Raw genomic sequence first — 22,631 nt, 5'->3', positions numbered from 1 at the left:
GCCTTCACATGCCCCACACCCCCCACCCAGCCCCCCCGCCCCCCCCGGGGCCCCCCCCCCCCCCCCCCCCGCCGCGGCCCCCCCCCCCGCCCCGCCCCCCCCCGCGGCCGGGCTCCAGCGGCCAGGCGAGCAGGAGGGCCAGCGCGGACGTGGTCGCACCGGGTGCGCCGGGGCCGCCGGCCACCGCGATCACCGCCATCAGGCCCCACCCGCCCCTGTGCTGCGGCTCGCCCCGGCCGACGGGCTGCCCGCGGGCGGCGCCCCGGCGGCGGAGGTCCCGGGCGCGGGAGTCCCCGGCGCGGGAGTCCCCGCGGCCGGGGAGGCAGGAGCCGAGGGAGTCGAGGGGGCCGGGGTGGACGCCCCGGCAGCCGGTGGCGCGTCCCCGGCGGCGGCGCGCGGCGCGAGCAGCACCTGGATCCGTCCGCTCGCGACCCACTGGGCCAGCCGGGGCCCGTCCGCCGTGCCGATCGCCACGTCGGTCACGACGCTGCCGTCGGTGTCCGGGCGCCCGACCGTGATGACCGTCGCGGTCAGCGAGTCCGCCCGGCCGTTGTCGGGGGTGTAGACGATCACGACCTGCATGCCCGGCTGGAGCCGGGAGGCGGGCAGCTGGCTGCGGTGGGCCGCCACGCCGACGATGATCTGCCCGGGCTGCACGGCCAGCGACTGGGCGAGGTCGCCCTTGGTGAGCATCGCACCGCGCTTGAGGTCGGTGGCGGCCCGCAGGCCGACCGCGCCCGACCGGTCCTGCGCGGACACCGGGCGCAGCGCCGGGTCGGAGGCGATCCGCGCCACCACGAGGTCGTCGTCGGTGATCACCTGCCCGTACGGGACGTCCCGGGCGAGCGCCAGCACGGCGACCCGCTGCCCGGTGCTGCTGTAGAGGACGGCGCCGCCGAGCCCGCCGGCGGCGATCAGCGCGATCGACATGGCGAGCACGGCCGGACGGCGGCGCCGGGCCCGCAGGGTGCGGGCGGGGGCGTGCGGCGCGGCGCGGCCCTTGCCCTTCCCCGTCCCCTTGCCGCCGCCTTGGCCCTGTGCCTGTTCGGGCACGGCCACGGACACCGCGGCGCCTGCGGGTGTGCCGGGTCCCGGCGTCGCGTACGTACGGTTCTCCACCGGGTTGAGGCCTTTCGCGTGTCGTCGTGCTCGTCGGTCGTCGGTCGTCGGTCGTCGGTCGTCGGTCGTCGGTCGTCGGTCGTCGGTCGTCGGCGGAGCAGGTCAGTTGAGGACCTGCACCTCGGCGACCTTGAGCTGGAAGGTGGCGCTCTGCGGCATGGGGATCGGGTCGACCTTGGTGTTCAGGCCCGTGACGGTGACCTCGCCCACCCAGTTCGCCGTGGCGGACACGGTGAACGCGCCGCCGGGCTCACGGGCCGAGCCGGTCGGGAACTCGAAGCCGCAGTCGGGGGACTTGGCGGCGCCGTAGCCGGGGTCGTACGGCGTCCCGGGCTTGTCGCAGGTCAGCGAGTACTTGTCGTTGAAGGTCCAGACCACGTTCTTCAGCCTGGGCGTGACGGTGACGGTGATGCCCTGGAGCGGCAGGGAGATGGGCTCCGGCGCCTGGCGGCCGTTCAGCCAGAGCCAGACCGGTGACTTCACCACCGCCGTGCCGAGTGGCGCGGCGGCGGGCGCGGGGGCCGGGAAGGGCATCCGGCCCACGATCTTCATCGCGATCGCCCGCGGGTCCGGCGGCGGTGCGGAGGGCGCGGTGGCGCTGAACTGGATCTTGCCCGGGGAGAAGCCTCCCCCGGCCTGCGGGCACGACGGCAGGTACAACGAACCCTCGGACGGTTTGTGCCCCTCCCACGCGGGGTCGTCGGCCGGCTTGTCGACGGTGGTGTAGTAGCAGCCGTCGCTGTTGCTGAACCAGCCCATCTCGGGGTCGTGGCACGGCCATTCCTGCCCGTGGTAACTGCACAGCAGCGGGCCGCCGCTGTTGCCGCCCCCGCCACCGCCTCCGTTTCCGCCGCCCGTGGACGTGCCTCCCCCACCGTGGACCTCACCGCAGATCACGTTCGGGGCGCATTGCTGCGCGCTGCCGCCCGGTGTTTCGTCCGCGATCGCCGGAACGGCCGCCGACATCAGCAGCAGGGCCGCCGACACCGGCGCGAGGGGTGCGAATCGCCGAGCGGTATTCCTGGTGTTCAGCATGTCCGGTCCGCCTCCCGCTTGAAGTCGTAGATCAGCCAGCGTGCTTGGAACCAGCGCAGGGACGCCTTCGCCACGTACCGGTCGACCCGCCCCACCGGTTCCCGCGCGGCCTTCGTGGTGGCGTCGACCCGGTTCCACTGCGACACGTCGAGGCAGTCCTCGATCACCGCGGTGTGCGGATCGGCGTTCAGGTCGACCGCCGTCACGACGGCGGAATTGCGCGGCGCCCCGGTCATCACCAGTTTGGCGTCGTGGAGTTGACGCAGTCCGACGAGCGTATCGGCGAGCGCCTGTCCGGAGGAGTACGTCTCCAGAGCGATTCCGTCCGAATCCGTGCGCCCGAATGCCTCGGTCTGGGCCCGCCACCAGTCCTGATAGGTGTTCACGGCCAGTCGGCCCGCGGCACCTTCCGGACCGGTGGTCGGCGCGATCGTGGCGTTTACGGAACCACCCGAAGGAGTTAGCGGGTTCACTTGCGCGACGCTCGGCGCACCCGTCCCGAGACGATCGACGGAACCGCCCGGCCCACCGCTCGCGCACGCGCCCAGCAGCATCGCCAGAACCACCCCACCGACCCCAACCGCCCCAGGGCGCAACACATTTCCGCGCTGCCGCATCGCCCCACCTCATCGCGACCGAACCCGACCGAAGTCCGTGGCCGCCGGAAGAATTCCGCCGTCCCACCGATGTTTCCGCGGGGCATCGATTCTTCGCCAACCCACCCCATCACGGCAACACCTCGGGCCCCCTGACCTTACGCGGAAGGCGGATCCGTCGGGGCACTTTCGCGCCACAGGACGGCCAACAGTTCTTCGGAAAGCGACAATCCGGCCAATGCGCCCCGCACCGCCGCCCGATTGCGCATCAAGAGGCGCCCGCCCTGCGGCGGAACGAGCAGGCGCGCGCCCGGCGCACCCGAACTTCCGGCCGGTTCCGCGCGGTCCACGACCGCGGCGACGGCGGGCTGGAGGTCCAGCGGCCCGACGGCGGCCGGCGCCCCCGGCAGGCCCTGGCGCAGCACAGTGGTGAGGGCGCGGCTGAACGATCCCTCACCGCCCGGCAGCACGGCGTCCCGGCCGCGTCTACCGGGGACGTAACGACCGATCCGGCCCCAGAGCGGGACGCGCGAGTAGCTCAGCAGTTCGCCCGCGCCCTCCTGGCCGGAACGGGTGTCGGCACCGCGTTCGAGCGCCGCCCAGGTGTCCCGGTCGGCGACGGCGTCGACGAGCAGCAGCGTCTCCTCCTGGTCGCCGTGCACCATGGCGCTGACCACCCAGTCCCAGGCGAGGCCGCGGCGGTAGGCGTTGCCGGCGGTGCTTCCGGCCGTGACCAGGGCGAGCCTGCGCCCGCGCGGGTCGGCGACCAGCTGGCCGAGCAGGCAGACCACCAGCCAGCGACCGGGGTGCTGGGCCGCCGAACGGACGGCGGTGAGCATCGCGTTGGCGTCCGCGTCCGGCGCGACGGCGGTGACCCGGCAGCCCCCCGCGCCGGTGTCGAAGCACATCCCGGGCAGTTCCCCGGCGAGCAGGCGGGCACCGTCCGGCGCGTGCGCCGACCCGCCGAAAGCCTTGTCGGGGCCGCCGTCCGCCCCGATCACCACCAGATCGACCCCACCGGCCATCAGCACGCCCCCTCCTCGCCGGCCCCGGCGCACCCGGGGCCGCCCGCCGGGCAGGCTACCGCCCCCGGCCGCCGCCGACGGGGCTCCCGGCCCCTTCGCTCCGGGACCATGGGCCCTATCGGCCCGCGCGGCGGCCGGAGGACGATCGGACGCATGGAGCCCGACGACCGTGTGGAGACCCTGAGCGAGACCGAGTGCCTACGGCTGCTCAGCACCGTGCCCGTCGGGCGCGTGGTGTACACCGAGCACGCGCTGCCCGCCGTCCTGCCGGTCTCCTTCGAGGTCGTGGACGGGCGGTTGCTGCTCGCCGTGCGCCGGGGGAGTGCGACCGCGCGCGGGCTCGACGGCACCGTCGTGGCGTTCCAGGCGGACCTCCTGGACCCGGTCACCCGCACCGGATGGAGCGTGCTCGTGCACGGGCGGGCCAACGCGGTCGGCGACCCCGAGCAGGTGCGGCGGGCGCTGCGCTCCGGGCTGCGGCCGTGGGTGGGGGACCCGGAACCGGCGTACTTCGCGCTGGTGCCGGAGCTGGTGAGCGGGCGCCGGCTACTCCCGGCCGGACACGGGGTCCTGTGGTCCTGAGGGGTGCCGCGGGTCTCGACGAGTGCTGCGGGTCCCTAGGGGCGCTGCGGTCCTGAGGCGCTGACCTGGGAGTTCCGCGTCCACCCTCGATGAGGTGCGGGGCCCGCTCCTGACAGGTACCCGGGAGTAGGCATACCCTGCCGACGTCCTGATCACCGGGCTGCGGCCCGTCCCCCTCCAGGAGCGACCGTGACGAGCTTCGCCTCCCTCGCCGACCTCACCTCCGCCGTCGGCACCGAGCTGGGCACCAGCCAGTGGCACACGATCGAGCAGCGGCAGATCGACCTGTTCGCCGAGGCGACCGGCGACCACCAGTGGATCCATGTGGACCCGCAGCGGGCCAAGGAGAGCCGGTTCGGCTCGACGATCGCGCACGGGTACCTGACGCAGTCGATGATCCCGGTGCTCGCCAAGGAGTGCTACAGCGTCGAGGGGGTGCGGATGGCGCTCAACTACGGGTCGGAGAAGGTGCGCTTCCCGGCGCCCGTGCCGGTGGGCACCGCGATCCGGGCCACCGCCGAGCTCGTCTCGGCCACCGAGGTGCCGGGCGGGGTCCAGGCGGTCGTGCGCTTCACCATCACCAGCGCGGAGAGCGCCAAGCCGCACTGCGTCGCGGAGACGATCACCCGCTTCTACGCCTGACCCGCCGCCCGGGGCCCGCCCTCAGCGGCGGGCCCGCACTCCAATTGGCCTGTACGCCGATCGGCTCGCACTCCTATCGGCCCGCACTCCGATCGGCCCGTGCTCCGACCGGTCCGTACTCCGATTGGCCCGCACGGACGTCTCCACCGGGTCCGGACGGCTCACGGGGCGTAATCTCCGACGAGATGGTTGTCGCACCGCGTGGGGGCCGCACCCGGCCCGCCCCGTGGTGCGCCCCCCGGCATGCCCGGTAGCCGTGACCGTCCCTGGAGGAGCCGTGCCCCGCCCTGCCCCGTGGTTCTCCCGCCTCGCCGGTCTGACCTCCCAGCTCGCTCCTCCGCCCGCACGCCCGGCCCGCGGCCCGGGATCCAGCCCGGGACCCGGCCTCGCCCAACTGCCCCGCGCGGCTTGGCACCGCGTGCGGGCCGAGGCCTTCGGGGCCGACCCGCGCGGCGAACGACTGGCCCGCATCCACCGCTCCCCGCAGTTCGCCGACGGCTCCTTCCGCAACCCGCTGCCCACCCGCCGGCTGGTGTACGAGCGCAGCCCGCTGGAGATCACCCTCGCCCAGCTGTCCGGCGACAAGACCCGCCGGGCGCCAGCCGCCGCCGTACCGGTGCACCGGCTCCTGCCCTCCGACCTCGCCGAGCCGCCGGAGTCCGGGCTGCGGCTCACCTGGCTCGGGCACGCGACCGTCCTCGCCGAGATCGGCGGACGCCGGGTACTGCTCGACCCGGTGTGGGGCGAGCGCTGCTCGCCGTTCGCCTGGACGGGCCCCAAGCGGCTGCATCCGGTACCGCTGCCGCTCGCCGAACTCGGTCCGGTGGACGTGGTCGTGGTCTCGCACGACCACTACGACCACCTCGACATGGCGACCGTCCGCGCGCTCAACGGGACGGGCGCGGTGTTCGCGGTGCCGCTCGGGGTCGGTGCGCACCTGGAGCACTGGGGGGTGCCGGCCGCGCGGATCGTCGAGCTGGACTGGTGGGAGTCGGCCGAGGTCGCCGGGCTGACGCTGACGGCCACGCCCGCCCGGCACTACTGCAGCCGGGGACCGCGCACGAGCGCGCTGTTCCTGTGGGCGTCCTGGGTGGTGGCCGGCGGCGGGCACCGGATCTTCCACAGCGGGGACACCGGCTACTTCCCCGGCTTCGCCGAGATCGGGCGCCGGCTCGGACCGTTCGACGCGACGATGATGCAGGTCGGCGCGTACAGCGACTTCTGGCCCGAGGTCCACATGACGCCCGAGGAGGGCGTGCGGGCGCACCTGGACCTGGGCGGCGAACTGCTGCTGCCGATCCACTGGTGCACCTTCAACCTCGCGCTGCACCCGTGGGAGGAGCCGGCCGAGCGGGTGGTCACGGCCGCCCACGCGCTCGGCACCCACCTGGCGGTGCCCCGACCGGGCAAGCCGTTCGAACCGGTGAATCCGCCGGCCCTGCGGCTGTGGTGGCGGGCGGTCGCGGCGGCGGCGCGCGGGAGCGTCGACCCGGTGGTGGTGCGGGAGACGGGTTTCAGCGAACAGATTTCAAAATCTGTTCGCTGAAATCTGTTATCTGTTATCTGTTATCTGTCTTCTGTCAGCTGTCTTCTGTCGTCTGTCACCCGTCGCCCGTCGCCGCTCCCCCCGACGTCCGCCCGCCCCCCACGCCCTGCTCCCTACGTCCTACTCCCCCAGGACGTCCCGCAGCGCCCGGGCCTCCTTCACCACCCGGCCAGAGCCGCCCTTCGCCGCCGTGCCCGTCACCTCGGCGATCGCACCGCGCGTCCCCGTCCGGCGGGCGCAGTCGGCGGCCAGCGCGACGAGGTCCCCGAGGCCGCGCACGCTCTGGTCCGCGGCCAGCAGAACCGGCAGCGCGGCGCCGAGCACCGACCACACCGTCGCGTACGCCCCCGTCCCGGCCGCGAGGCCCAGCGCCGAGGCGAGCCGGGTGGGCTTCACCACACCGCACTCGACCAGTGCGCCCAGCTCCCGCCCGAGGAGCGCGCCGTCGAGGTCGCCGCGGGCGGCCAGCACGAGCAGCGCGTCGACGGCCGCCGTCCGGTCCTCGGCGTGCCGGGCACCGAGCCCGTACCCGAGGGCCAGGTGCAGCGCGAGCCCCGCCCGCCCGCCGGCCTCGGCGAGCACGGGCAGCAGCGGCCCCGCCCCGCGCTCGTCGAAGTCGGCCGCCGCGGCGAACCAGTCGAGCCAGCGGGCCGCCAGCTCCTCGCGGTGCCACGGCAGCATCGCCGCCCAGTGCGCCGTCGGCATCCACAGCCAGTGCCGCTGCGCCCGGACCCGCGCCACGCTCGGCTCGGTGCCGTCCAGCAGCGCCCGGAAGTCGCCCGCGAGCCGCTCACCCGCCGGTCCCTCGGGCCCGGCGCCGAGGCCCGGCTGGGCGACGGCGACCCGGTGCAGGTCCTCCCACCAGCGCTCGCCGTAGAGGTGCGAACTCCGCGCGCCCCGGCCGGGCGCGAAGACCACCCGCTCCGACGGCTGGGCGGGCAGGCCGCCGCCGCGCAGCCACTGAGCCACCCACCGCCCGGCGGGCGTGGGCACCGCCTCCGCCGCGCGGAGCACGCCGGCGTCGGCCGGCCCGACCCGCAGCAGCGCCGAGCACAGGTCCGCCTGGCCCGGCGTGACGCCCGCCGCCGCGTACCCGGCCAGCCGCTCGACCAGCACCGCCGCGTCCAGCGCTCCGGTCGCGTCGGTGGGCGTGGCCAGCAGGTACGGCGGGCGGTTCGCCGTCACCTGCCACGCCGCCTCCTCCAGTCGGGCAGCGAGCACCCGGCCGTGCAGCGTCGTGTAGTCGCCGCGCAGCGGGGAGCGGCCCTTGCCGCCGAGGAAGTCCCGGAGCCGGTGCGGCGGCGTCCGGCCGGCCGCCGCCGTCGCGACGTAGAGGACGCCCCCGGGGCCGCAGTCCTGCCAACGCCCGACGTCGTTCCACTCGTGCACCCGAAGGACCGGCCCCAGCGCCTCGACGAGCGCGGCCCGGTCCTCGCAGGCGTGCCGCACGAGCCCGTCCAGGACGCGCTCGAACACCGCGACCTCCGGCGCCGAGGACGCGAGCAACGCGGACAGCTCCTCCGCGACCTCCGCCGCCGAGGCGATCGGCGCCCCGAGCGGCAGCGGCTCGGGAACGGGCGGCAGCAGCTCGTTCCACCCGGTGTCCGGGTCGTCCCCGCCGACCGGTGCGCCGAACAGCTCGCCCGCCCGCGGATGGTGGACGGGGTTCAACCCCTCTGCGGCGAAGAGGAGTTCGGGCAGCACCGCGCTCCCGGCCGCCTTGAGATGACGAGCCACCACGTTCAACGCCCGCTCCTGGACGCCCGCGTCCGGGTGCCCGAACACCCCGGCCGCGGCGAGCACCACCGCGCCCGCCCGCTCCGGCGAGCGCCGGGCCGCCTTGTCCAGCCACCCCAACTGCGCGCGCACCAGCTTCTTCTCGGCCCGGAACAGCACCACCGCCGAGGCCTCGCCCAGCAGTTCGGGCTCGACCAGCCCGGCCTCGTCCAGCCCGGCCAGCTCCTCCTGCGCGTACCCGGCGATGACCGCCAGGCCGTCCAGCATCGCCACCAAGTCCCGTGCGCGGGCCGCGAACTCCTCGGGCGTCGGCGCGAGGGCGCGCAGCACGTCGGCGAAGAGCCGCTGGTCGGCGGGCCGCCCGCCGCGCAGCAGCCGGGCCAGGCAGCGGTCGAGCACCTCGCCGCGCTCCAGCACCCCGGAGGAGGCGAGCTCCGCGACGGCCTCCGTGAACACGTCCCCTGGCCGGTTGCTGAGCGACCAGGACAACAACTGCCCGACGTCGTCGAGTTCGAAGACCCTCGGTATCAGCACCGGGGTGAAGGCGTCGGCGCGCAGCTGCTGCGCGAGCGTCGGGCGCGCGCCGGTGCGGCCGATCTGCCCGTTCAGCCACTCCCGCACGAACGGCTCGCTCTGCGGCACCGCGCACCCGGTGCGCCGCACCACGGCCTCGACCACCGGGTGGAGCGACCAGCCCCAGCCCGGCACCGCCCGCTCGGCCAGCCGCGCGGCCACCTCGACCTGCCACTCCACCGGCTGCGCCGCGACGACCACGGCCAGCTCCCGGGGCAGCGTGCCGCTGCGCCCGCCGAAGTCCCGCCCGCCGATCCAGGTGGCCGCCCCGGCCGGACCCGCGTGGCAGCCGGCCCCGGCGACCAGCAGGGCGGCGGCCCGCGCGTTCGCGAGGTTCGACCACTCGCCGCGGATCTCCCGGCGCTGCTCCTTCAGCCCGGGCACGCAGGCCCGCCGCTGCGCCGGGTCCAGCGCGGCGAGCAGGCCGGGCACCGCCCGCACCGCACCGCTCCGGACGGCCGCGAGCAGCTCGCCGACCCCGTCCGCCATCGCCACGGCCGCGTCCGCCGATGCCACCGCGTTCACGCCCCGGCCTCCTTGCCGTCCCGTACGATCCCCACCGCGAGCGCGTGCTTGCACGGCCCGCGCCCGCCGCGGTACTTGGCCCACCACAGGCAGGTGCAGCTCACCCGGCCCGCTTCGTCCGTCCGCACCCGCTGGACATGGTCGTCCACCGTGACGACGGCCGTCGCACCGCCCTCCTCCAGCCGCACCGCGCCCGCCGCGACGAGCGCCCGCGCGGCCCGCAGCCGCGGGTTCGCCGCCTCGGCCCGCCCGGCGTCGTACGGGAGCTGCCGGTGGAAGTAGGCGGCCTCGGCGGTGTCGTAGCCGATCTGCCCGGCGGTGCCCAGCCTGGTGAGCGCGGCCCGCACCCGCTCCGCGGTGAGCCCGGACTGCTCGGCCAGGTCGGCGACCTCGATCCGCGGCTCCCACGCGAGCAGGACGGAGACGAGCTCGGCGTCCCGCTCGACGGTGCCGGTGGCCAGGGCCCCGAGCACGCCGCCCTCGCCGGAGAACCCGCGCGAGGCGTCCGGGGAGAGCGTCAGCGTCAGCCGCATGCCCGGCAGCACGACCTCCCACGCGGAGGCCGCCGGGCCGGCCAGGGCCGCACCGGCCACCGGCCCGTACACCCGAAGCGCGAGCGCGTGCCGCAGCACCCGCTGGAGCGCGACCAGCCGCTCGGGACCGGGCAGGCAGACCGCGCCGGGCACCGGACGGGTGGTCGGCCGCAGGGTGCGCCCGGCCGGCACGACCCACCCGACGCCGCCGCGCCCGCCGCCCCCGCCGCGCGGCAGCGAGCGCAGGAAGCGGACCGCCTCGGCGGCGGGCAGCTCGGCCCGCAGGTCGAAGCCGGCAGCGGTGACCTGCGTCTCGGCGAAGCCGCGCAGCCAGCGCTCGGGCAGCGGCACCTTCTTCTCCACCACCGGCCCGTCGAAGGTGGTGACCTCCAGCGCGTCCGGCCCGACCGCGAGGTGCAGCGGCTCGGCCGGGCCGATCCGGGTCAGGGCCTCGCGCAGCGGGTTGTTGACGTCCACGTTGGTGGTGCCGTGGCCGATGTCGTCGCCGTCGAGTCCGGCCTCCAGCACGTCGAGCCGGGCGTAGACGCCGCAGCAGCCGGAGAAGGACTCGAAGCGCAGCCGGTCCCCGTTGGCGGTGACCACCGGGTCGAGCGAGGCGCGCAGCTGCGGCTGGTAGTAGCGGGCGGCGGCGACGTCCGCGACGGCGAGCAGCGCGGCGGCGGCCGGCGCCGGGTCGGCGAGGAAGCCCGTGAAGAACCGCGGGTTGGCCGCCGCGCCGAGCGGCGTGGCCCCGCCCGAGGTGGCCAGGTCGAGTCGCCGGCCGGCACCCGCGGCGTCCGGATCGAGCACGGCGGAGGGGCGCAGATAGGCGTACGCGTGTGCGGATTGCGTCATGCCGAGCACGCTAGGTGAGGGCACTGACAATTCCTCACCCGCGAGCGCGACTGAAACAGGTTCTACATCTCTTTCGCCCCCTCGATGGTTACCCACGTCACACCGCCACCGGTTGGCATCTGCCACTATGGGCCCGTGACCGACCTGACCGAACAGGCGAGACGAGCCGACGCCCCGGCCGGCTCCTTCGCCTCGCTGCTGGAGATCGAGCGGCTGGACGAGAACACGTTCCGGGGCCGCTGCCACGCCGGGGCGCCGATGCGCGCGTTCGGCGGACAGGTCGCCGCGCAGGCGCTGACCGCCGCCGGGCGCACCTGCGACGGCGAACGCGCCGTGCACTCGCTGCACAGCTACTTCCTGCTGCCCGGCGACCCGACCGAGCCGATCGACTACGAGGTCGACCGGATCCGCGACGGCATGTCCTACACCACCCGCCGCGTCACGGCGGTGCAGAACGGGAACGCGATCTTCACGCTCTCCGCGTCCTTCAAGCGCCCCGAGCCGGCCGCCGAGCGCCACCGCCCGATGCCCCCGGTGCCCGGCCCCGACGGGCTGCCGGACGCGTTCTCGCTCTGGGAGCCGGCCGCCCGCGAGGCCCTCGCCCGCACCGAGGGCTTCCGCGAGCTCGAACTGCGCTTCGTCCCGGACGACGCGCCCGGCCTGCCGGAGGCCGTCCCGGGGATGCCGCAGCAGTTCGTCTGGTTGCGCACCGGCTCCCCGCTGCCGGACGGCGACCCGCTCCTGCACACGTGCGCGCTCACCTACCTGTCCGACCTCACCCTCGCGTCCACCGCCGGACTGCACGTGCAGCCGAACTTCTTCCGGCGCATCGAGCCGCCCCGGCTGCTGATGGCCTCGCTGGACCACGCGATGTGGTTCCACCGCCCGTTCCGGGCCGACGAGTGGCTGCTGTTCGCCCAGCGCAGCCCGTCCTCCTCGGACGGCCGGGGGCTGTCGCTCGGCGAGTTCTACGACCGGGACGGGCGGCTCGTCGCCTCGGCCGTGCAGGAGGCGCTGATCCGGGAACGGCGCTGATCCGGGCCGGGCCCGGCGGCCGGCGCCGCCCTGCTCAGCGCCGTCCCGGGCCTCCCCGGCACGGCGGTGACCGCCCGGCGAACGGAAGGGGGCCGGTCGGCGTCATACTCCTGAGCGGCCCCGGCCCGTATCATGGTGCGGGTGACCAAGGTTGACCTGTCACCACGGCCGGTGGAGGCGATGTCTCCGCGTCAGCTCGAACGCCGCGAAAGCCTGATCGCGGCGGCGCTCGCCCTGGTGAACGAGATCGGCGTCGAGCGGCTGCAGATGAAGCAGGTCTGCGAGCGGTCCGGAGTCGCCCTGGGGACGGCGTACCGCTACTTCTCCTCCAAGGACCACCTCCTGGCGGCGGCGATCGCCGAGTGGCACCGCCTGCTGCTGGCCGACCTGGTGGCCGAGCTGCGCGGGCCACGCGCCGGGCTGGGGGCCACGGACCGGGCGGTGCGGTTCGTCCGCGGCGGGATGCGCGCCTACCAGCGGCAGCCCGAGCTGGCGCGGCTGCGGGTGGCCGTCGCCGCGTCCACCGACCCCTTCGCCAGCGAGGCGCTGCAGGGCATGGCCCGGGCCGACAGCGCCGCGCTCCAGGCGCTGATGGGCGAGGTGCCGGGCGCCGCGAGCGACCTCGTGCGGCACATCGTGGGCCACGCCTGGCAAGGCGAGCTGACCGCGTGGGTGACCGGCCGCACGACGCTCGGGGACGCCAGGCGGCGCCTGGAGGACGTGGTGCGGCTGGTCCTGACCCCGTACGAGACGCCCTACCCGGCGCCCTACGAGGTCCAGACCGTGGTCCAGACCACTGCTGTACCGGCCACCGCGGTCCAGACCGCGCCGGTCCCGACCACCGCCTAGACCGGGCCCCCGCCTAGACCCGGCCCCCGGCGGGTGCCGGTCCCGCGACCACCGTCACCGGGTGGGCCACCACCGCACCGAACAGGTAGCCCTCCCGGTTGAACTCCGCCGACCGCGGCTGCGTGCCGCCCCGGCGGTCCGTCGCCCGGGCGAGCAGCTCGTGGCGGCCGGGCCCCGTGGGGCGCCAGCCGATGCTCCAGCGCGTCCAGTCGCGGGCGCGCGGCTCGTCGTGCAGCTCGGCCCGCCGCCACGTCCGGCCGCCGTCGTCGCTCACCTCCACCCGGAGCACCGCGGCCCCGCCGGACCACGAGCGGCCGTGCAGCCGGTGGGTGCACCCGGCCGCCAGCACGGCGCCCTCGGCGAGCTCGAAGGCGCACTTCGGCACCTGCCGGCTCAACGGGGCGCCGCCGCCGGGCGGGTGGCCGGGGCCGAACATCCGGTAGAAGTCGGTGTTCCAGGGCGAGGACAGCGGCCGGTCGGCGACCTCGATCGAGCCGAGCCACTTGATCGAGGCGATGCCCACCCAGCCCGGCACCACCAGTCGGGCCGGCGCGCCGTGGTCGGGCTTCAGCGGCTCACCGTTCATCCCGTAGGCGAGCAGCACGTCGTCCAGCGCCTTGGCGAGCGGCAGCGGGCGGCGCACCGGGCCGTGGTCGACGCCGTCGCGGACGTAGTGCGGGTCGAGGCCGGCCGGCAGCAGGTCGACCGCGCCGGGGCCCAGCCCGGCCTCGCGCAGCACGTCCGCGAGCCGGACGCCGTACCAGCTCGCGGAGCCGACACCGCCGAGCGCCCAGGGCGTGCCCGGGACGCGCTGGTGCTGGCGGCTCGCGTAGTAGCTGCGGCCGTTCCCGGCGCACTCGATCAGGGCGCTGATCCGGGTGCGGGGCAGGGCCCGGAGGTCGTCGAGGGAGAACTCGACCGGCCGGTCGGCAGACGGGGAGCCGCGCAGACCGGTGCCGAACAGCCGCAGCCGCCACGTGCCGGGGTCGATCAGCGGGGTGCGGGTGTGGTTGCGGACGAAGAACCGTTCCACCGGGACGTGCCGGCCGATCGCCGCGCCGCCGTCCGCGCCGCGCAGCGCGTCCCAGCGCATCTCGGCGTTGGTGTCGTGCGCCACGAACCACGCCGCGGGCAGCGGCTTGACGATCCCGGGCACGTGGACGGACTCGTGGGCAGGCCTGGGAACCGACTCACGGACGGCTTCCCGGATGGACACCTCGGCTGGTGCGTGGGCGGGCGCATGGACGTCATCGGCCATGGGCGGACTCCTTCCCTCCGGACGGAAGGCACTGTGCGCCACCGTTCCATCACGCTCCGGATGGTACGGCCGCGCACCGGCCCCCCGTAAGACGGCCGGGGGGCTTGACCTTCTCACCGGTGTGAACACCTACCGTACGGACGAGCCGCGCCCCGCACCCACGGACAGGAGCACCCACGATGGCGTCCACCCCCTTCCCCCCGCTCGCCCGGATCGTCCGCGGCACCGGCCCCGGCCTGCTGCTCGCCCACGGCGCCGGCGGCAGCGCCCGGGACAACTGGGGCCCGCTGCTGGCCGGCCTCGCCGCCCACCGCACCGTCGTCGCCCCCGACTACCCCGGCTCCGGCGACACCCCCTACGAGCCCGGCGAGCCCACCCTCGACGACCTCGCCGACCGGCTCGTGGCGACCGCCGACGAGGAGGGCTTCGACACCTTCGACCTGGCCGGCTACTCGCTCGGCGCCGCCGTCGCCGTCCGGGCCGCCACCCGCCACCCCGGGCGGGTCCGCTCGCTGCTGCTCCTCGCGGGCGTGGCCGGCGGCTCGGCGCGGCTGCGACTGCTGGCCGACCTCGCCATCGACCTCGCCGACCGCCCGGCCGACCTGACCCGCCTGATGCTCACCGTCGTACTCGGCGGGACGTGGATCGACGCGCTCTCCCCCGACGACCTCGCATTCCTGCGGGAGTCGCTCGACTCGCCCGTCCCGGCGGGCTTCCGGCAGCAGTTCCGGCTGGCGGGCCGGGCCGACGTGCGCGCCGAGCTCGCCGCGATAGCCGTGCCGACCCTGGTCGTCAGCACCACCGAGGACCAGCTCGTGCCGCCCGGCCAGCACCGACTCCTGTCCGACGGCATCCCCGGCGCCCGCCTCGCCGAAATCGCCTCCGGCCACCTCCCCGTGGTCGAGCGGCTGCCCGAACTGCGTTCCGTGGTGCTCGACTTCCTCAAGGAACTGGACGCCACAGCCGTCTGAGGCCCGCCGCCGAGCCCTCGGGGAACAGCGGGCAACGGCGGGGAACACCGCCCGCCGACGGGACGTTCGCCCGGTCATGCGCATCGGAGAAGTCTCCCGCCTGACCGGGGTGTCCACCCGCCTGCTCCGCTACTACGAGGAGCAGGGTCTGCTCGAACCGGCCCGCTCGGCCGCCGGCTACCGCGAGTACGCCGAGGCCGACACCGTCCGGGTCCGGCAGATCCGCAGCCTGCTCGCGGCCGGCCTGTCCACCCGCGTCATCGCCGAGATCCTCCCCTGCGCCACCGGCCCGATCCCGGCCCTGGAGGCCTGCCCGGACCTGCTCGCCACACTGCGCGGCGAACTCGCCGACATCGACTCGCGCATCGACGAGCTGACCCGAAGCCGCCAGGCCCTCGCCCGCTACCTGACCACCGCGCACGCTCCAGCACACGAGTACGCGGCCTGACCACCGCGCGCCCCGCCGACGCACGAGTACGGAGCCTGACCGTCACCGGCGAGCGGCCGTGACGGGACGTAAGTCCCCTCCCGCCGCCTCCCCGGCGCGCCCTCCCCGCCCTCGCGGTGCGAACTGGACATAGTGCGATATGCAGCCGAATCCCCGTCATATCGCCGCCGCCCCGGTCCGCCCCGCGAGGTACGAGAGGTACGCCCGATGAACACCCAGCCGCCGCAGTCCGAGCCCCGGCCCAAGGGTCCGGACGAACCCGCCGCGACCCTCCCCGTCGACCGGGTGGTGTTCGGGGTCGGCGCCGTCCTGGTCCTGGCGGTGGTCGCCTGGGGCATCTTCGCCGAGGACTCCCTCGGCCGGACCTCGAAGACGGCGCTGGGCTGGGTCCTGCACAACTTCGGCTGGCTGTTCGTCGTCGCCGCCGACGTGTTCCTCGCCCTCACCGTCCTGCTGGCCTTCAGCCGCTTCGGCCGCATCCGGCTCGGCCGCGACGACGACGAGCCCGAGTTCTCCACCCTCGCGTGGGTCGCGATGATGTTCAGCGCCGGCATGGGCATCGGCCTCATGTTCTACGGCGTCGGCGAGCCGCTGCAGCTGTTCGCCGCCCCGCAGCCCGGCTCCGGCCTCGAACCGCAGAGCGCCGCCGCGGCCCAGCAGGCCATGGAGTTCTCGCTGTTCCACTGGACCCTGCACCCGTGGGCGATCTACGCCGTCGGCGGCCTCGCGCTCGCCTACACCACCTTCCGCAAGGGCCGGGGCAACCGGATCTCCTCGGCCTTCGTCCCGCTGATCGGGCAGCGCGGCGCGGACGGCTGGCCGGGGCGGGCGATCGACCTGCTCGCCGTGTTCGCCACCGTCTTCGGCTCGGCGACCAGCCTCGGCCTCGGCGCCCTCCAGGTGGCCGACGGGCTCGGCTACATCTCGTCCGTCCGCAACACCCAGAACGCCCAGATGGTCATCATCGGCTCGCTGACCGCCGCCTTCGTGCTGTCCGCGTTCTCCGGCGTCCACAAGGGCGTCAAGTGGCTCTCCACCGCGAACGTCGTGCTCGCCTCGCTGATCATGCTCTTCGTGTTCGTGTTCGGGCCCTCGGTGTTCGTCCTGGACGCCGTCCCGTCCACCGTCGGCGGGTACCTGTCCGACCTGCTCGCGATGTCCACCCAGACCGGCGCCTTCACCGACGAGAGCTGGCTCGGCTCCTGGACGATCTTCTACTGGGCCTGGTGGCTGTCCTGGGCGCCGTTCGTCGGCACCTTCATCGCCCGCATCTCGCGCGGCCGGACCATCCGCCAGTTCCTGCTCGGCGTGCTGCTGGTGCCCAGCGGGGCCACCGTCGTCTGGTTCTGCGTGATGGGCGGCACCGCGATCCGGCTGGTCACCACCCGCACCGCCGACCTCGTCGCCACGATCCCGCAGGGCGCCGAGGCCTCGCTGTTCGAGATGCTGCGCTCGCTGCCGCTCGGGTCGGTGACCAGCGTCGTCGCGGTGGTGCTCGTGATGACCTTCTTCATCACCAGCGCCGACTCCGCCTCGCTCGTCCTCGGCTCGCTGTCCAGCCGGGGCTCGCTGCACCCGCGCACGTGGCTCGTCGTGGTGTGGGGCGTGCTCATGGGCGGGGTCGCCGCCGCATTGCTGCTCGCGGGCGGGCTCACCGCCCTGCAGAACGCGACGATCCTCGTCGCACTGCCGTTCGTCGTCGTGATGCTGCTGCTCTGCGTGTCCCTCGTGAAGGAGCTGCGGGAGGACCCGGCCGCCGGGCCGTCCCGGTTCCACCCGGCGCACGGACTGCGGGACGCGGTCCGCGTCGCGGTCGGCGAGGCCCTCGCCGACGCGGGCCGCCGCGACCGCACACCACCCGTCTGACCAGCCACGACGCCCCGCCCGAGCCAGGTTGGGGCGTATCCGCCCCAACCGACGTCCAACCCCCGTCCGGACTTAACCCGTGCGTACCGACCGTTCATTCCGTCCTGCCACCCTCCGTGACATGAACGCCTTCCCTCCGGCGACCTACCAGGAACCGCGCTTCCCGCTCCCCCAGCGCCACCGCCGCCTGCTCGCCTGCGCCGCCGTCCTCGCCTCCATCGTCCTCGGCACCTTCGGCGTCGGCGCGACCGTGGAGACCGTCCAGCACGACACCGTGACGACGACCGCCACCGCCGGCAAGTAACCGACCGCCCCACCGGACCCACCAGCACCGCCGTCCCCAGGGGCGCGGTGCTTTCGCATGTCCGGGCCGGACAGCCCGGGAGGGCCTCGGGAGCGCCTACTCGCCCTCGTCGCGGCGGGAGTGGCGGCCCGTGCCCGGGGAGGGGCAGAGGTCCAGCGCGGGGGCGTAGCGGGCGGCCGGGGGGCGCAGGAGCCACGCCGGGGGACGGGTCGCACGCGGGGCGGGGGTGATCAGGCCCAGGCGGTGCAGGAGGTCGAGGGCGTCGCGACGCAGCGCGGTGCGGTCGGCGAGGTAGTCGCGGCGCCAGCCGGCCGGGAGGCCGTACTCGTCGGCGATGTCGCCGAGGACGCCGTCTATCAGCGCGTCGGGGATCGGCACGTCGCCGTCGGTCGGGTCGCCGGGCAGCGGGCGGACCTCCTCGACGAGGCGCTCGACGAGCAGCAGGGCCGCCTGCGGCAGGGTGCCGGCACCGGGCAGGGCGAGGTCGGTCAGTTCGTCGGCCGGGTCCAGCAGGGCCACCCCTTCGGCCCTCAACTCGGCTTCCAGGCCGAGGAATTCGCCGAGTGCGGCGGGCCCGCTGAGTCGGTGGTCGCGCAGCCATTCACGCTGTTCGCCGGGGAGGTCGGCGGCGAGGACGGCGGGGGTCTCGGCGAGCAGGCGGCGCACGGCGGTGGCGGGTTCGGCGTCGGCGGCGCGGCGGATGAGGTCGGCGGCGCCGTCGGCGAGGGCGGGCGGCCCGGCGGGGACGGCGCGGGCGAGTTCGCGGTCGACGGTGAGCACGCAGGAGCGGTCGGCGGCGGCCGGGTCGTCCGGGAGTCCGTCGAGCACCTGCCAGCCGGCGAGCGCGGCGAGGGCCATGGCGCGGTCGGCGGGCGCGGCGGGCAGGTCGGGCGCGGCAGCGCGCATGGCGTCGAGCAGCCGCCGGTACGGGAGTTGCTCGGGGGCGTCGACGAGCAGGGCAAGCGCGAGGGCGAGCTGGGCGTAGCCGGCGGGGGTGAACGGGGTGCCGGTGCCGGGGTCGTGGAGGCGGCGGGCGGCGGCGGGGCCGAGGCCGGCCTTGTAGAGGCGGGCGTGCCAGGGGCCGACGACGAGGCGGTAGCCGAGCAGGGTGTCGAAGCGTTCGGTGAGCCAGTCGCGGTGACGGCGGATCAGCGGGAAGCCGTCGGCGTGCGGGCCGGAGGCGGTGACGAGGGGGTGGGCGAGCAGCAGCCGCGCGGCGATGCGGCGTTCGGCGGCAGCGTCGGGGTGCGGCGGGTCCTGGGGGCCGCGATCCCGGGCCTCACGCTCATGGGCAGCAGGCTCATGGGCAGCACACCCCTGGGCGGCACACTCCTGGGCAGCACGCTCCTGGACATCGCGGTCCCGGGCTTCAAGGGGCTGGACGTCACGCGGCTGCCTTTCGCACGCCTGCGTTCCGCACGCCTGGACCGCGCACCCCTCGGTTTCCCGCTCCTGGGCGGAACGATCCTGCGCGCCGGGCAGCGGCCGGGTCCGCTCGGGCTTGCGGTGCCTTCCGGGCTTGCCCGCCTTGGCGCCTGAGCGCACGACGGGCGGCGCGGCGGCGTCCCGGCGGGCGCGGCGCAGGCCGCGCACCGGGCGGGCCTCGCGGACGCGGCGCACGGCGGCGGCGTGCGCGGTGGGGCCGTGCCACCAGCTGATGTCGGCGTCGGCCGGCACGTCGGCCGGAACACCGAAGTGACGGGCCGGATAGAGGCCGAAGGACGCGGTGCACAGGTCGTCGGCGATGCCGGGGCCGGCCGCGGCGAACCAGTGCGCGAGCCGCAGCAGCCCCGGATCCGGCGACAGCTCCCGCCCCGCCGGGGACTGCCCCTTCACATCGTCAGACCTACTGCCGGGAACGGGGACGGACGCCGTGACGGACGCCGTGACGGACGGCGCGACGGACGCCGTGACGGACGGCGTGACGGATGCACAGGAGGTCGCGGACGCAGCGGCGGGGGCGGGTACGGCGAGGACGGCGTCGGTGGTCCCCCGCCCCGTTCCGCCCGTGCGCCCGTCCGGCCTGCCGTCCGCCACCCGGGTGGCGGAGGCCGCGTACTCCTGCTGCTCCATGTCGGGGACCAGACTAGACGGTGGCCGGGTCACCCGTCGGCAGCAACCGGGCCCCGGGCGGACATCCCGGCCAAGTGGCCGCCCGCCCTCCGCTACGTCGCCGACGGCCTGCGGGCACCGTCACCCCGGCCCCGTCGCGCCCCCGCCACAGCCCCATCGCGCTCCCCGAGTACCGCTCGCCGAGGTGTCATCCCCCGCCCCCGAATGGGGTTACGCACCGGTAACCCGGTCTACCGCCGCGCCGGACGGTCGCCTAGGGTTCGAGCGCGAGGCCCGTTCCCCCCCCCACCCTCATTCCCGGAGGTCAGCAGCCGCATGAGCATCAGTACGACCACCCGAGCCGTCCTCGGCGGGCGCCTGCGCTCGACCACCGGCCTGCTGGGCGGCTTCGCGGCCACCTCGGCGGCACACCTGGGCGCGATCCTCTCCGGCACCTCCGTGCTCCGCAACGCCACCAAGCCCGCCCTGATGCCCCTGCTGGCCGCGCACAGCGTCTCGGCGGCGACGGCGGCGGAGCGGGAGGCTCCGAAGCTGCTGGCACCGGCGCTGCTGCTGAGCGCGGGCGGGGACGTGCTGCTCCAGCTCAAGGACGACACCGCGTTCCTGGCCGGAATGGGCTCCTTCGCGGCGGCGCACGTCTGCTACGTGACGATGTTCGTGCGCCAGGGGGCGCTCACCGACCGCAAGCGCGCCCTCCTGGTGGCGGCCGCGTACGCGGGGGCGTGGGCCGGCATGATCGGGCAGCTCTGGCCGGACCTCGGGGACCTCCAGGTGCCGGTGGCCGGCTACAGCCTGCTGCTCGCCTCGACCGCCGTCACCTCGGCGGGGCTGGGCTGGCGCACCGGCCTGGGCGGGGCACTGTTCCTGCTGTCCGACACCCTGATCGCCACCCAGCTGGCGAAGTGGCGCGAGCTGCCGGGGCATCAGTTCTGGATCATGGCGACGTACATCCTCGCCCAGTACCTGCTGGCCGACGGCGCCCTGAAGGCCGAGCAGCGGCAGGCCTGAGCCCGTCCCGAGGCGCCCTGGCGTCTCGCGGCACCACGGCAACACCATCGGGACACCACCGCGCCGCCGGTCCGAGAACGGTCCGGCGGCGCGGCGGATGCGAGCGGGAGGCACGCGGAAGGGCCATCAGGCACCGCGCCTCCGCAGCAGCCAGAAGCCGCCGACCCCGCCGGCGACGAGCACCAGGCCGCCCGCCAGCTCGGCCGGGTCGCCCGCGACCGAGCCGCCGAGGCCGGTGTGGACGGAGCCGTGCGGGGCGACCTGCTGGCTCCCGGCACCGGACTGACCGAGCGAACCGGCCCACTCCCCGGCCGCCTTGCCCCAGTCGCCCAGGCCTTTGTCGGGGCCTTTGTCGGTGCCCTGGTCCGGGCCCGTGACGGTGGTGACCGTGACGGACGTGGAGAAGGCACCGCCGTCGGGGCAGGTGCCGTCGACCTTGCTGTCCCCGCCGTGCTGGCCGGCCAGGCGCGCGGAGCCGCTGTGCTTGCCGTCCGGGCCCAGGGTGAGGGTGGCCGGGCCGCCCTCGAAGGCCGCCGAGTGGGCGGTGATCGTCTTCGCGTCGGGTTTGTCCGACTTCTCGCAGGAGACCGTGACCGTCACGGTCTGGCCCGGTGCGGCCTGGGACGGGCTGACCGAGGCCGCACCGTCCCTGGCGATCGCGAGGGGGGCCGTCAGACCGGTCAGTACCGTCGCGCCGATCAGGGCGGCGGCGGCCGTACGCGTGGGGCGCATGCCGGAACCTCCGGGATTCTCGGGCGCGGCCGGGGACTCCCATGTCCACGTGGTCGAACAACCGCACCCAGTCACTCACCGACGGTAGGCACCCCTTCGGCGCCCGGCCACCGCGCAGGACCGTTCGGGTTACGGGCGGTAGCTGTGCGTGACACGGCAGCTGTACGTGACGCGGTAGCTGTGCGTGACTCAGAGATCCAGGTCGACGACCACCGGGGCGTGGTCCGAGGTGCCCTTGCCCTTGCGCGCCTCGCGGTCAACGTAACTGTCGGTGACGGCGTCGGCGAAGGGCTCGTTGGCGTAGGTGAGGTCGATGCGCATGCCCCGGTTCTTCGGGAACGCCAGCTGGCGGTAGTCCCAGTAGGTGTAGGGGTGGTCGTACTTGAGCGGGCGGGGCACGACGTCGTGCAGGCCGACCTCGCCGAGGGCCTCCAGCGCGGCCCGCTCGGCCGGGGTGACGTGGGTGAGGCCCTCGAAGGCGGCCACGTCGAAGACGTCGTCGTCGGTGGGGGCGATGTTGAAGTCCCCGAGGACGGCGAAGGGGCGCGGCCCGGCCGCGTCGTCGGCGGAGGCCTTGCGCAGGGCCTCCAGCCACTCCAGCTTGTAGCGGTAGTGGGCGTGGTCGACCTCGCGGCCGTTGGGCACGTAGACGGACCAGACCCGGACGGGGCCGCAGGTGGCGGCGATGGCGCGGGGCTCGACGTCGGGCAGCAGGGCGTCGTCGGCGAGGTAGCCGGGCTGGCCGGGCAGGTCGCGCACGACGTCGTCGAGGCCGAGCCGGGAGACGATCGCGACGCCGTTCCACCGGCCGTTGCCGTGGGCGGCCGTCTCGTAGCCGAGCGCGCGGACGTCCTCGTAGGGGAAGGCGTCGGCCGCGCACTTGAGCTCCTGGAGGCAGAGCACGTCGGGCTTGGCGCTCTCCAGCCACTCCAGGAGCTTGGGCAGCCGCGCGGTGACGGAGTTGATGTTCCAGGTGGCGATGCGGACGGTCACGGCGGGCGGCCTTCCCGGGTCGTACGGACGGCGGACGGGGCGGGCGCCCGCTGGGAGCGCCCACCCCGAACATACCGCCCGCTACCGACAATCCCGGCAGGCTCCGGCCCGCATCTCAGCCCGCGGGCCGGACCACGGCGGCCGCGCCGCCGCCGCGCCGCACGGGTTCGGCCGCGGCCACCCAGCGGCCGTCCGGCAGTCGCTCGACGCCGGTCGCGGCACCGATCTCGTCCACCGGGCTGAAGCGGGGGGGGCGGGCCCCCCCCCCCCCCCCCGCGGGCCCCGCGGGGGGGGCCCGCGCGGGCGGGGGGGGGGGGGGGGTTGGG

General features: G+C 75.3%; 21 protein-coding genes. 10 read left to right on the top strand and 11 right to left on the bottom strand.

The genetic code is table 11. The features are described 5' to 3' along the window. Positions 1-198 precede the first annotated feature (198 nt). The 4 genes from ACFV4G_RS08570 to ACFV4G_RS08555 all read right to left on the bottom strand — a co-directional run bounded on the left by ACFV4G_RS08570 (position 199) and on the right by ACFV4G_RS08555 (position 3,781). Entirely contained in the window at positions 199-1,119 is a 921-nt protein-coding gene (locus tag ACFV4G_RS08570; RefSeq protein WP_380437903.1) for an SAF domain-containing protein, read from the bottom strand. Positions 1,120-1,221: 102 nt separating this feature from the next. Beyond that, positions 1,222-2,154, bottom strand: a complete 933-nt coding sequence (locus ACFV4G_RS08565; protein ID WP_380437901.1) for a hypothetical protein — start codon at positions 2,152-2,154, stop codon at positions 1,222-1,224. Beyond that, positions 2,148-2,708 carry a hypothetical protein gene (locus ACFV4G_RS08560; protein WP_380437899.1) on the bottom strand — a complete coding sequence of 187 codons (561 nt, stop codon included), beginning with the start codon at positions 2,706-2,708 and terminating at the stop codon, positions 2,148-2,150. Before ACFV4G_RS08560 ends, ACFV4G_RS08565 begins: the two co-directional genes overlap by 7 nt. 200 nt (positions 2,709-2,908) lie before the next feature. Then, positions 2,909-3,781, bottom strand: coding sequence for a hypothetical protein (locus ACFV4G_RS08555; protein WP_380437897.1), 873 nt, complete (start codon positions 3,779-3,781; stop codon positions 2,909-2,911). Between the two features lie 147 nt (positions 3,782-3,928). Between ACFV4G_RS08555 and ACFV4G_RS08550 the strand changes: the two genes are divergently transcribed. The 3 genes from ACFV4G_RS08550 (at position 3,929) to ACFV4G_RS08540 (ending at position 6,545) form a co-directional block, all read left to right on the top strand. After that, positions 3,929-4,357, top strand: coding sequence for a pyridoxamine 5'-phosphate oxidase family protein (locus ACFV4G_RS08550; protein ID WP_380437895.1), 429 nt, complete (start codon positions 3,929-3,931; stop codon positions 4,355-4,357). Between the two features lie 189 nt (positions 4,358-4,546). After that, positions 4,547-4,999 carry a MaoC family dehydratase gene (locus tag ACFV4G_RS08545; RefSeq protein WP_380437893.1) on the top strand — a complete coding sequence of 151 codons (453 nt, stop codon included), beginning with the start codon at positions 4,547-4,549 and terminating at the stop codon, positions 4,997-4,999. Between the two features lie 394 nt (positions 5,000-5,393). Next, positions 5,394-6,545 carry an MBL fold metallo-hydrolase gene (locus tag ACFV4G_RS08540; RefSeq protein ID WP_380437957.1) on the top strand — a complete coding sequence of 384 codons (1,152 nt, stop codon included), beginning with the start codon at positions 5,394-5,396 and terminating at the stop codon, positions 6,543-6,545. A gap of 120 nt (positions 6,546-6,665) precedes the next feature. Here the strand turns inward: ACFV4G_RS08540 and ACFV4G_RS08535 are convergent, their stop codons facing one another. Both ACFV4G_RS08535 and ACFV4G_RS08530 read right to left on the bottom strand, forming a co-directional pair. Further along, positions 6,666-9,380 (bottom strand): DUF6493 family protein, encoded by a 2,715-nt coding sequence (locus tag ACFV4G_RS08535; RefSeq protein WP_380437891.1) that lies wholly within the window; start codon positions 9,378-9,380, stop codon positions 6,666-6,668. Continuing rightward, complete coding sequence (locus ACFV4G_RS08530) at positions 9,377-10,768, bottom strand: SWIM zinc finger family protein (protein ID WP_380437889.1); 1,392 nt, start codon at positions 10,766-10,768, stop codon at positions 9,377-9,379. Before ACFV4G_RS08530 ends, ACFV4G_RS08535 begins: the two co-directional genes overlap by 4 nt. Positions 10,769-10,903: 135 nt before the next feature. On the opposite strand from ACFV4G_RS08530, the gene ACFV4G_RS08525 reads away from it, so the two are divergent. Together ACFV4G_RS08525 and ACFV4G_RS08520 are read left to right on the top strand one after the other, a co-directional pair. Then, positions 10,904-11,803: an acyl-CoA thioesterase gene (locus tag ACFV4G_RS08525; RefSeq protein ID WP_380437887.1), complete on the top strand. Its 900-nt coding sequence runs from the start codon at positions 10,904-10,906 to the stop codon at positions 11,801-11,803. Between the two features lie 141 nt (positions 11,804-11,944). Next, on the top strand, positions 11,945-12,652 hold the full coding sequence (locus ACFV4G_RS08520; RefSeq protein ID WP_380437885.1) for a TetR/AcrR family transcriptional regulator: 708 nt from the start codon (positions 11,945-11,947) through the stop codon (positions 12,650-12,652). 13 nt (positions 12,653-12,665) lie between these two features. On the opposite strand, the gene ACFV4G_RS08515 is transcribed toward ACFV4G_RS08520, so the two are convergent. After that, positions 12,666-13,910 (bottom strand): sulfite oxidase, encoded by a 1,245-nt coding sequence (locus ACFV4G_RS08515; protein WP_380437883.1) that lies wholly within the window; start codon positions 13,908-13,910, stop codon positions 12,666-12,668. 179 nt (positions 13,911-14,089) lie between these two features. On the opposite strand from ACFV4G_RS08515, the gene ACFV4G_RS08510 reads away from it, so the two are divergent. From ACFV4G_RS08510 to ACFV4G_RS08495, 4 genes are all read left to right on the top strand, one after another. Then, positions 14,090-14,881, top strand: coding sequence for an alpha/beta fold hydrolase (locus ACFV4G_RS08510; protein WP_380437882.1), 792 nt, complete (start codon positions 14,090-14,092; stop codon positions 14,879-14,881). A 76-nt stretch (positions 14,882-14,957) separates the two neighbouring features. Further along, positions 14,958-15,329, top strand: a complete 372-nt coding sequence (locus ACFV4G_RS08505) for a MerR family transcriptional regulator (RefSeq protein WP_380437881.1) — start codon at positions 14,958-14,960, stop codon at positions 15,327-15,329. 207 nt (positions 15,330-15,536) lie between these two features. After that, positions 15,537-17,195 carry a BCCT family transporter gene (locus ACFV4G_RS08500; RefSeq protein WP_380437879.1) on the top strand — a complete coding sequence of 553 codons (1,659 nt, stop codon included), beginning with the start codon at positions 15,537-15,539 and terminating at the stop codon, positions 17,193-17,195. A gap of 121 nt (positions 17,196-17,316) precedes the next feature. After that, positions 17,317-17,499 (top strand): hypothetical protein, encoded by a 183-nt coding sequence (locus ACFV4G_RS08495; protein WP_380437877.1) that lies wholly within the window; start codon positions 17,317-17,319, stop codon positions 17,497-17,499. A 96-nt stretch (positions 17,500-17,595) separates the two neighbouring features. Here ACFV4G_RS08495 and ACFV4G_RS08490 read toward each other — a convergent pair whose 3' ends face one another. Continuing rightward, entirely contained in the window at positions 17,596-19,572 is a 1,977-nt protein-coding gene (locus ACFV4G_RS08490) for a DUF2398 family protein (RefSeq protein ID WP_380437875.1), read from the bottom strand. A gap of 315 nt (positions 19,573-19,887) precedes the next feature. On the opposite strand from ACFV4G_RS08490, the gene ACFV4G_RS08485 reads away from it, so the two are divergent. Continuing rightward, a complete protein-coding gene (locus ACFV4G_RS08485) occupies positions 19,888-20,580 on the top strand; it encodes a lysoplasmalogenase (protein WP_380437873.1) in 693 nt (230 codons plus the stop codon). 126 nt (positions 20,581-20,706) lie between these two features. On the opposite strand, the gene ACFV4G_RS08480 is transcribed toward ACFV4G_RS08485, so the two are convergent. The 3 genes from ACFV4G_RS08480 to ACFV4G_RS08470 all read right to left on the bottom strand — a co-directional run. After that, a complete protein-coding gene (locus ACFV4G_RS08480) occupies positions 20,707-21,312 on the bottom strand; it encodes a hypothetical protein (RefSeq protein WP_380437871.1) in 606 nt (201 codons plus the stop codon). Positions 21,313-21,501: 189 nt separating this feature from the next. Beyond that, positions 21,502-22,305 (bottom strand): exodeoxyribonuclease III, encoded by an 804-nt coding sequence (locus ACFV4G_RS08475; protein ID WP_380437869.1) that lies wholly within the window; start codon positions 22,303-22,305, stop codon positions 21,502-21,504. 115 nt (positions 22,306-22,420) lie between these two features. Continuing rightward, on the bottom strand, positions 22,421-22,631 hold a 211-nt coding region (locus ACFV4G_RS08470), incomplete at its 5' end, for a hypothetical protein (RefSeq protein ID WP_380437867.1).

The sequence above is a fragment of the Kitasatospora sp. NPDC059747 genome, from assembly GCF_042732955.1.
In the GTDB taxonomy this organism is placed as follows: domain Bacteria; phylum Actinomycetota; class Actinomycetes; order Streptomycetales; family Streptomycetaceae; genus Kitasatospora.
The sequence above is the reverse complement of the archived record's forward strand: the minus strand, read 5'-3'. Positions and strand labels throughout refer to the sequence as shown.

Bases quoted from the DNA above. Each gene is read 5' to 3' on its own strand.
- ACFV4G_RS08565 (WP_380437901.1), bottom strand. From the start codon at position 2,154: ATGCTGAACACCAGGAATACCGCTCGGCGATTCGCACCCCTCGCGCCG.
- ACFV4G_RS08560 (WP_380437899.1), bottom strand. From the start codon at position 2,708: ATGCTGCTGGGCGCGTGCGCGAGCGGTGGGCCGGGCGGTTCCGTCGAT.
- ACFV4G_RS08550 (WP_380437895.1), top strand. From the start codon at position 3,929: ATGGAGCCCGACGACCGTGTGGAGACCCTGAGCGAGACCGAGTGCCTA.
- ACFV4G_RS08530 (WP_380437889.1), bottom strand. From the start codon at position 10,768: ATGACGCAATCCGCACACGCGTACGCCTATCTGCGCCCCTCCGCCGTG.
- ACFV4G_RS08515 (WP_380437883.1), bottom strand. From the start codon at position 13,910: ATGGCCGATGACGTCCATGCGCCCGCCCACGCACCAGCCGAGGTGTCC.
- ACFV4G_RS08510 (WP_380437882.1), top strand. From the start codon at position 14,090: ATGGCGTCCACCCCCTTCCCCCCGCTCGCCCGGATCGTCCGCGGCACC.
- ACFV4G_RS08505 (WP_380437881.1), top strand. From the start codon at position 14,958: ATGCGCATCGGAGAAGTCTCCCGCCTGACCGGGGTGTCCACCCGCCTG.
- ACFV4G_RS08500 (WP_380437879.1), top strand. From the start codon at position 15,537: ATGAACACCCAGCCGCCGCAGTCCGAGCCCCGGCCCAAGGGTCCGGAC.
- ACFV4G_RS08495 (WP_380437877.1), top strand. From the start codon at position 17,317: ATGAACGCCTTCCCTCCGGCGACCTACCAGGAACCGCGCTTCCCGCTC.
- ACFV4G_RS08490 (WP_380437875.1), bottom strand. From the start codon at position 19,572: ATGGAGCAGCAGGAGTACGCGGCCTCCGCCACCCGGGTGGCGGACGGC.
- ACFV4G_RS08485 (WP_380437873.1), top strand. From the start codon at position 19,888: ATGAGCATCAGTACGACCACCCGAGCCGTCCTCGGCGGGCGCCTGCGC.
- ACFV4G_RS08480 (WP_380437871.1), bottom strand. From the start codon at position 21,312: ATGCGCCCCACGCGTACGGCCGCCGCCGCCCTGATCGGCGCGACGGTA.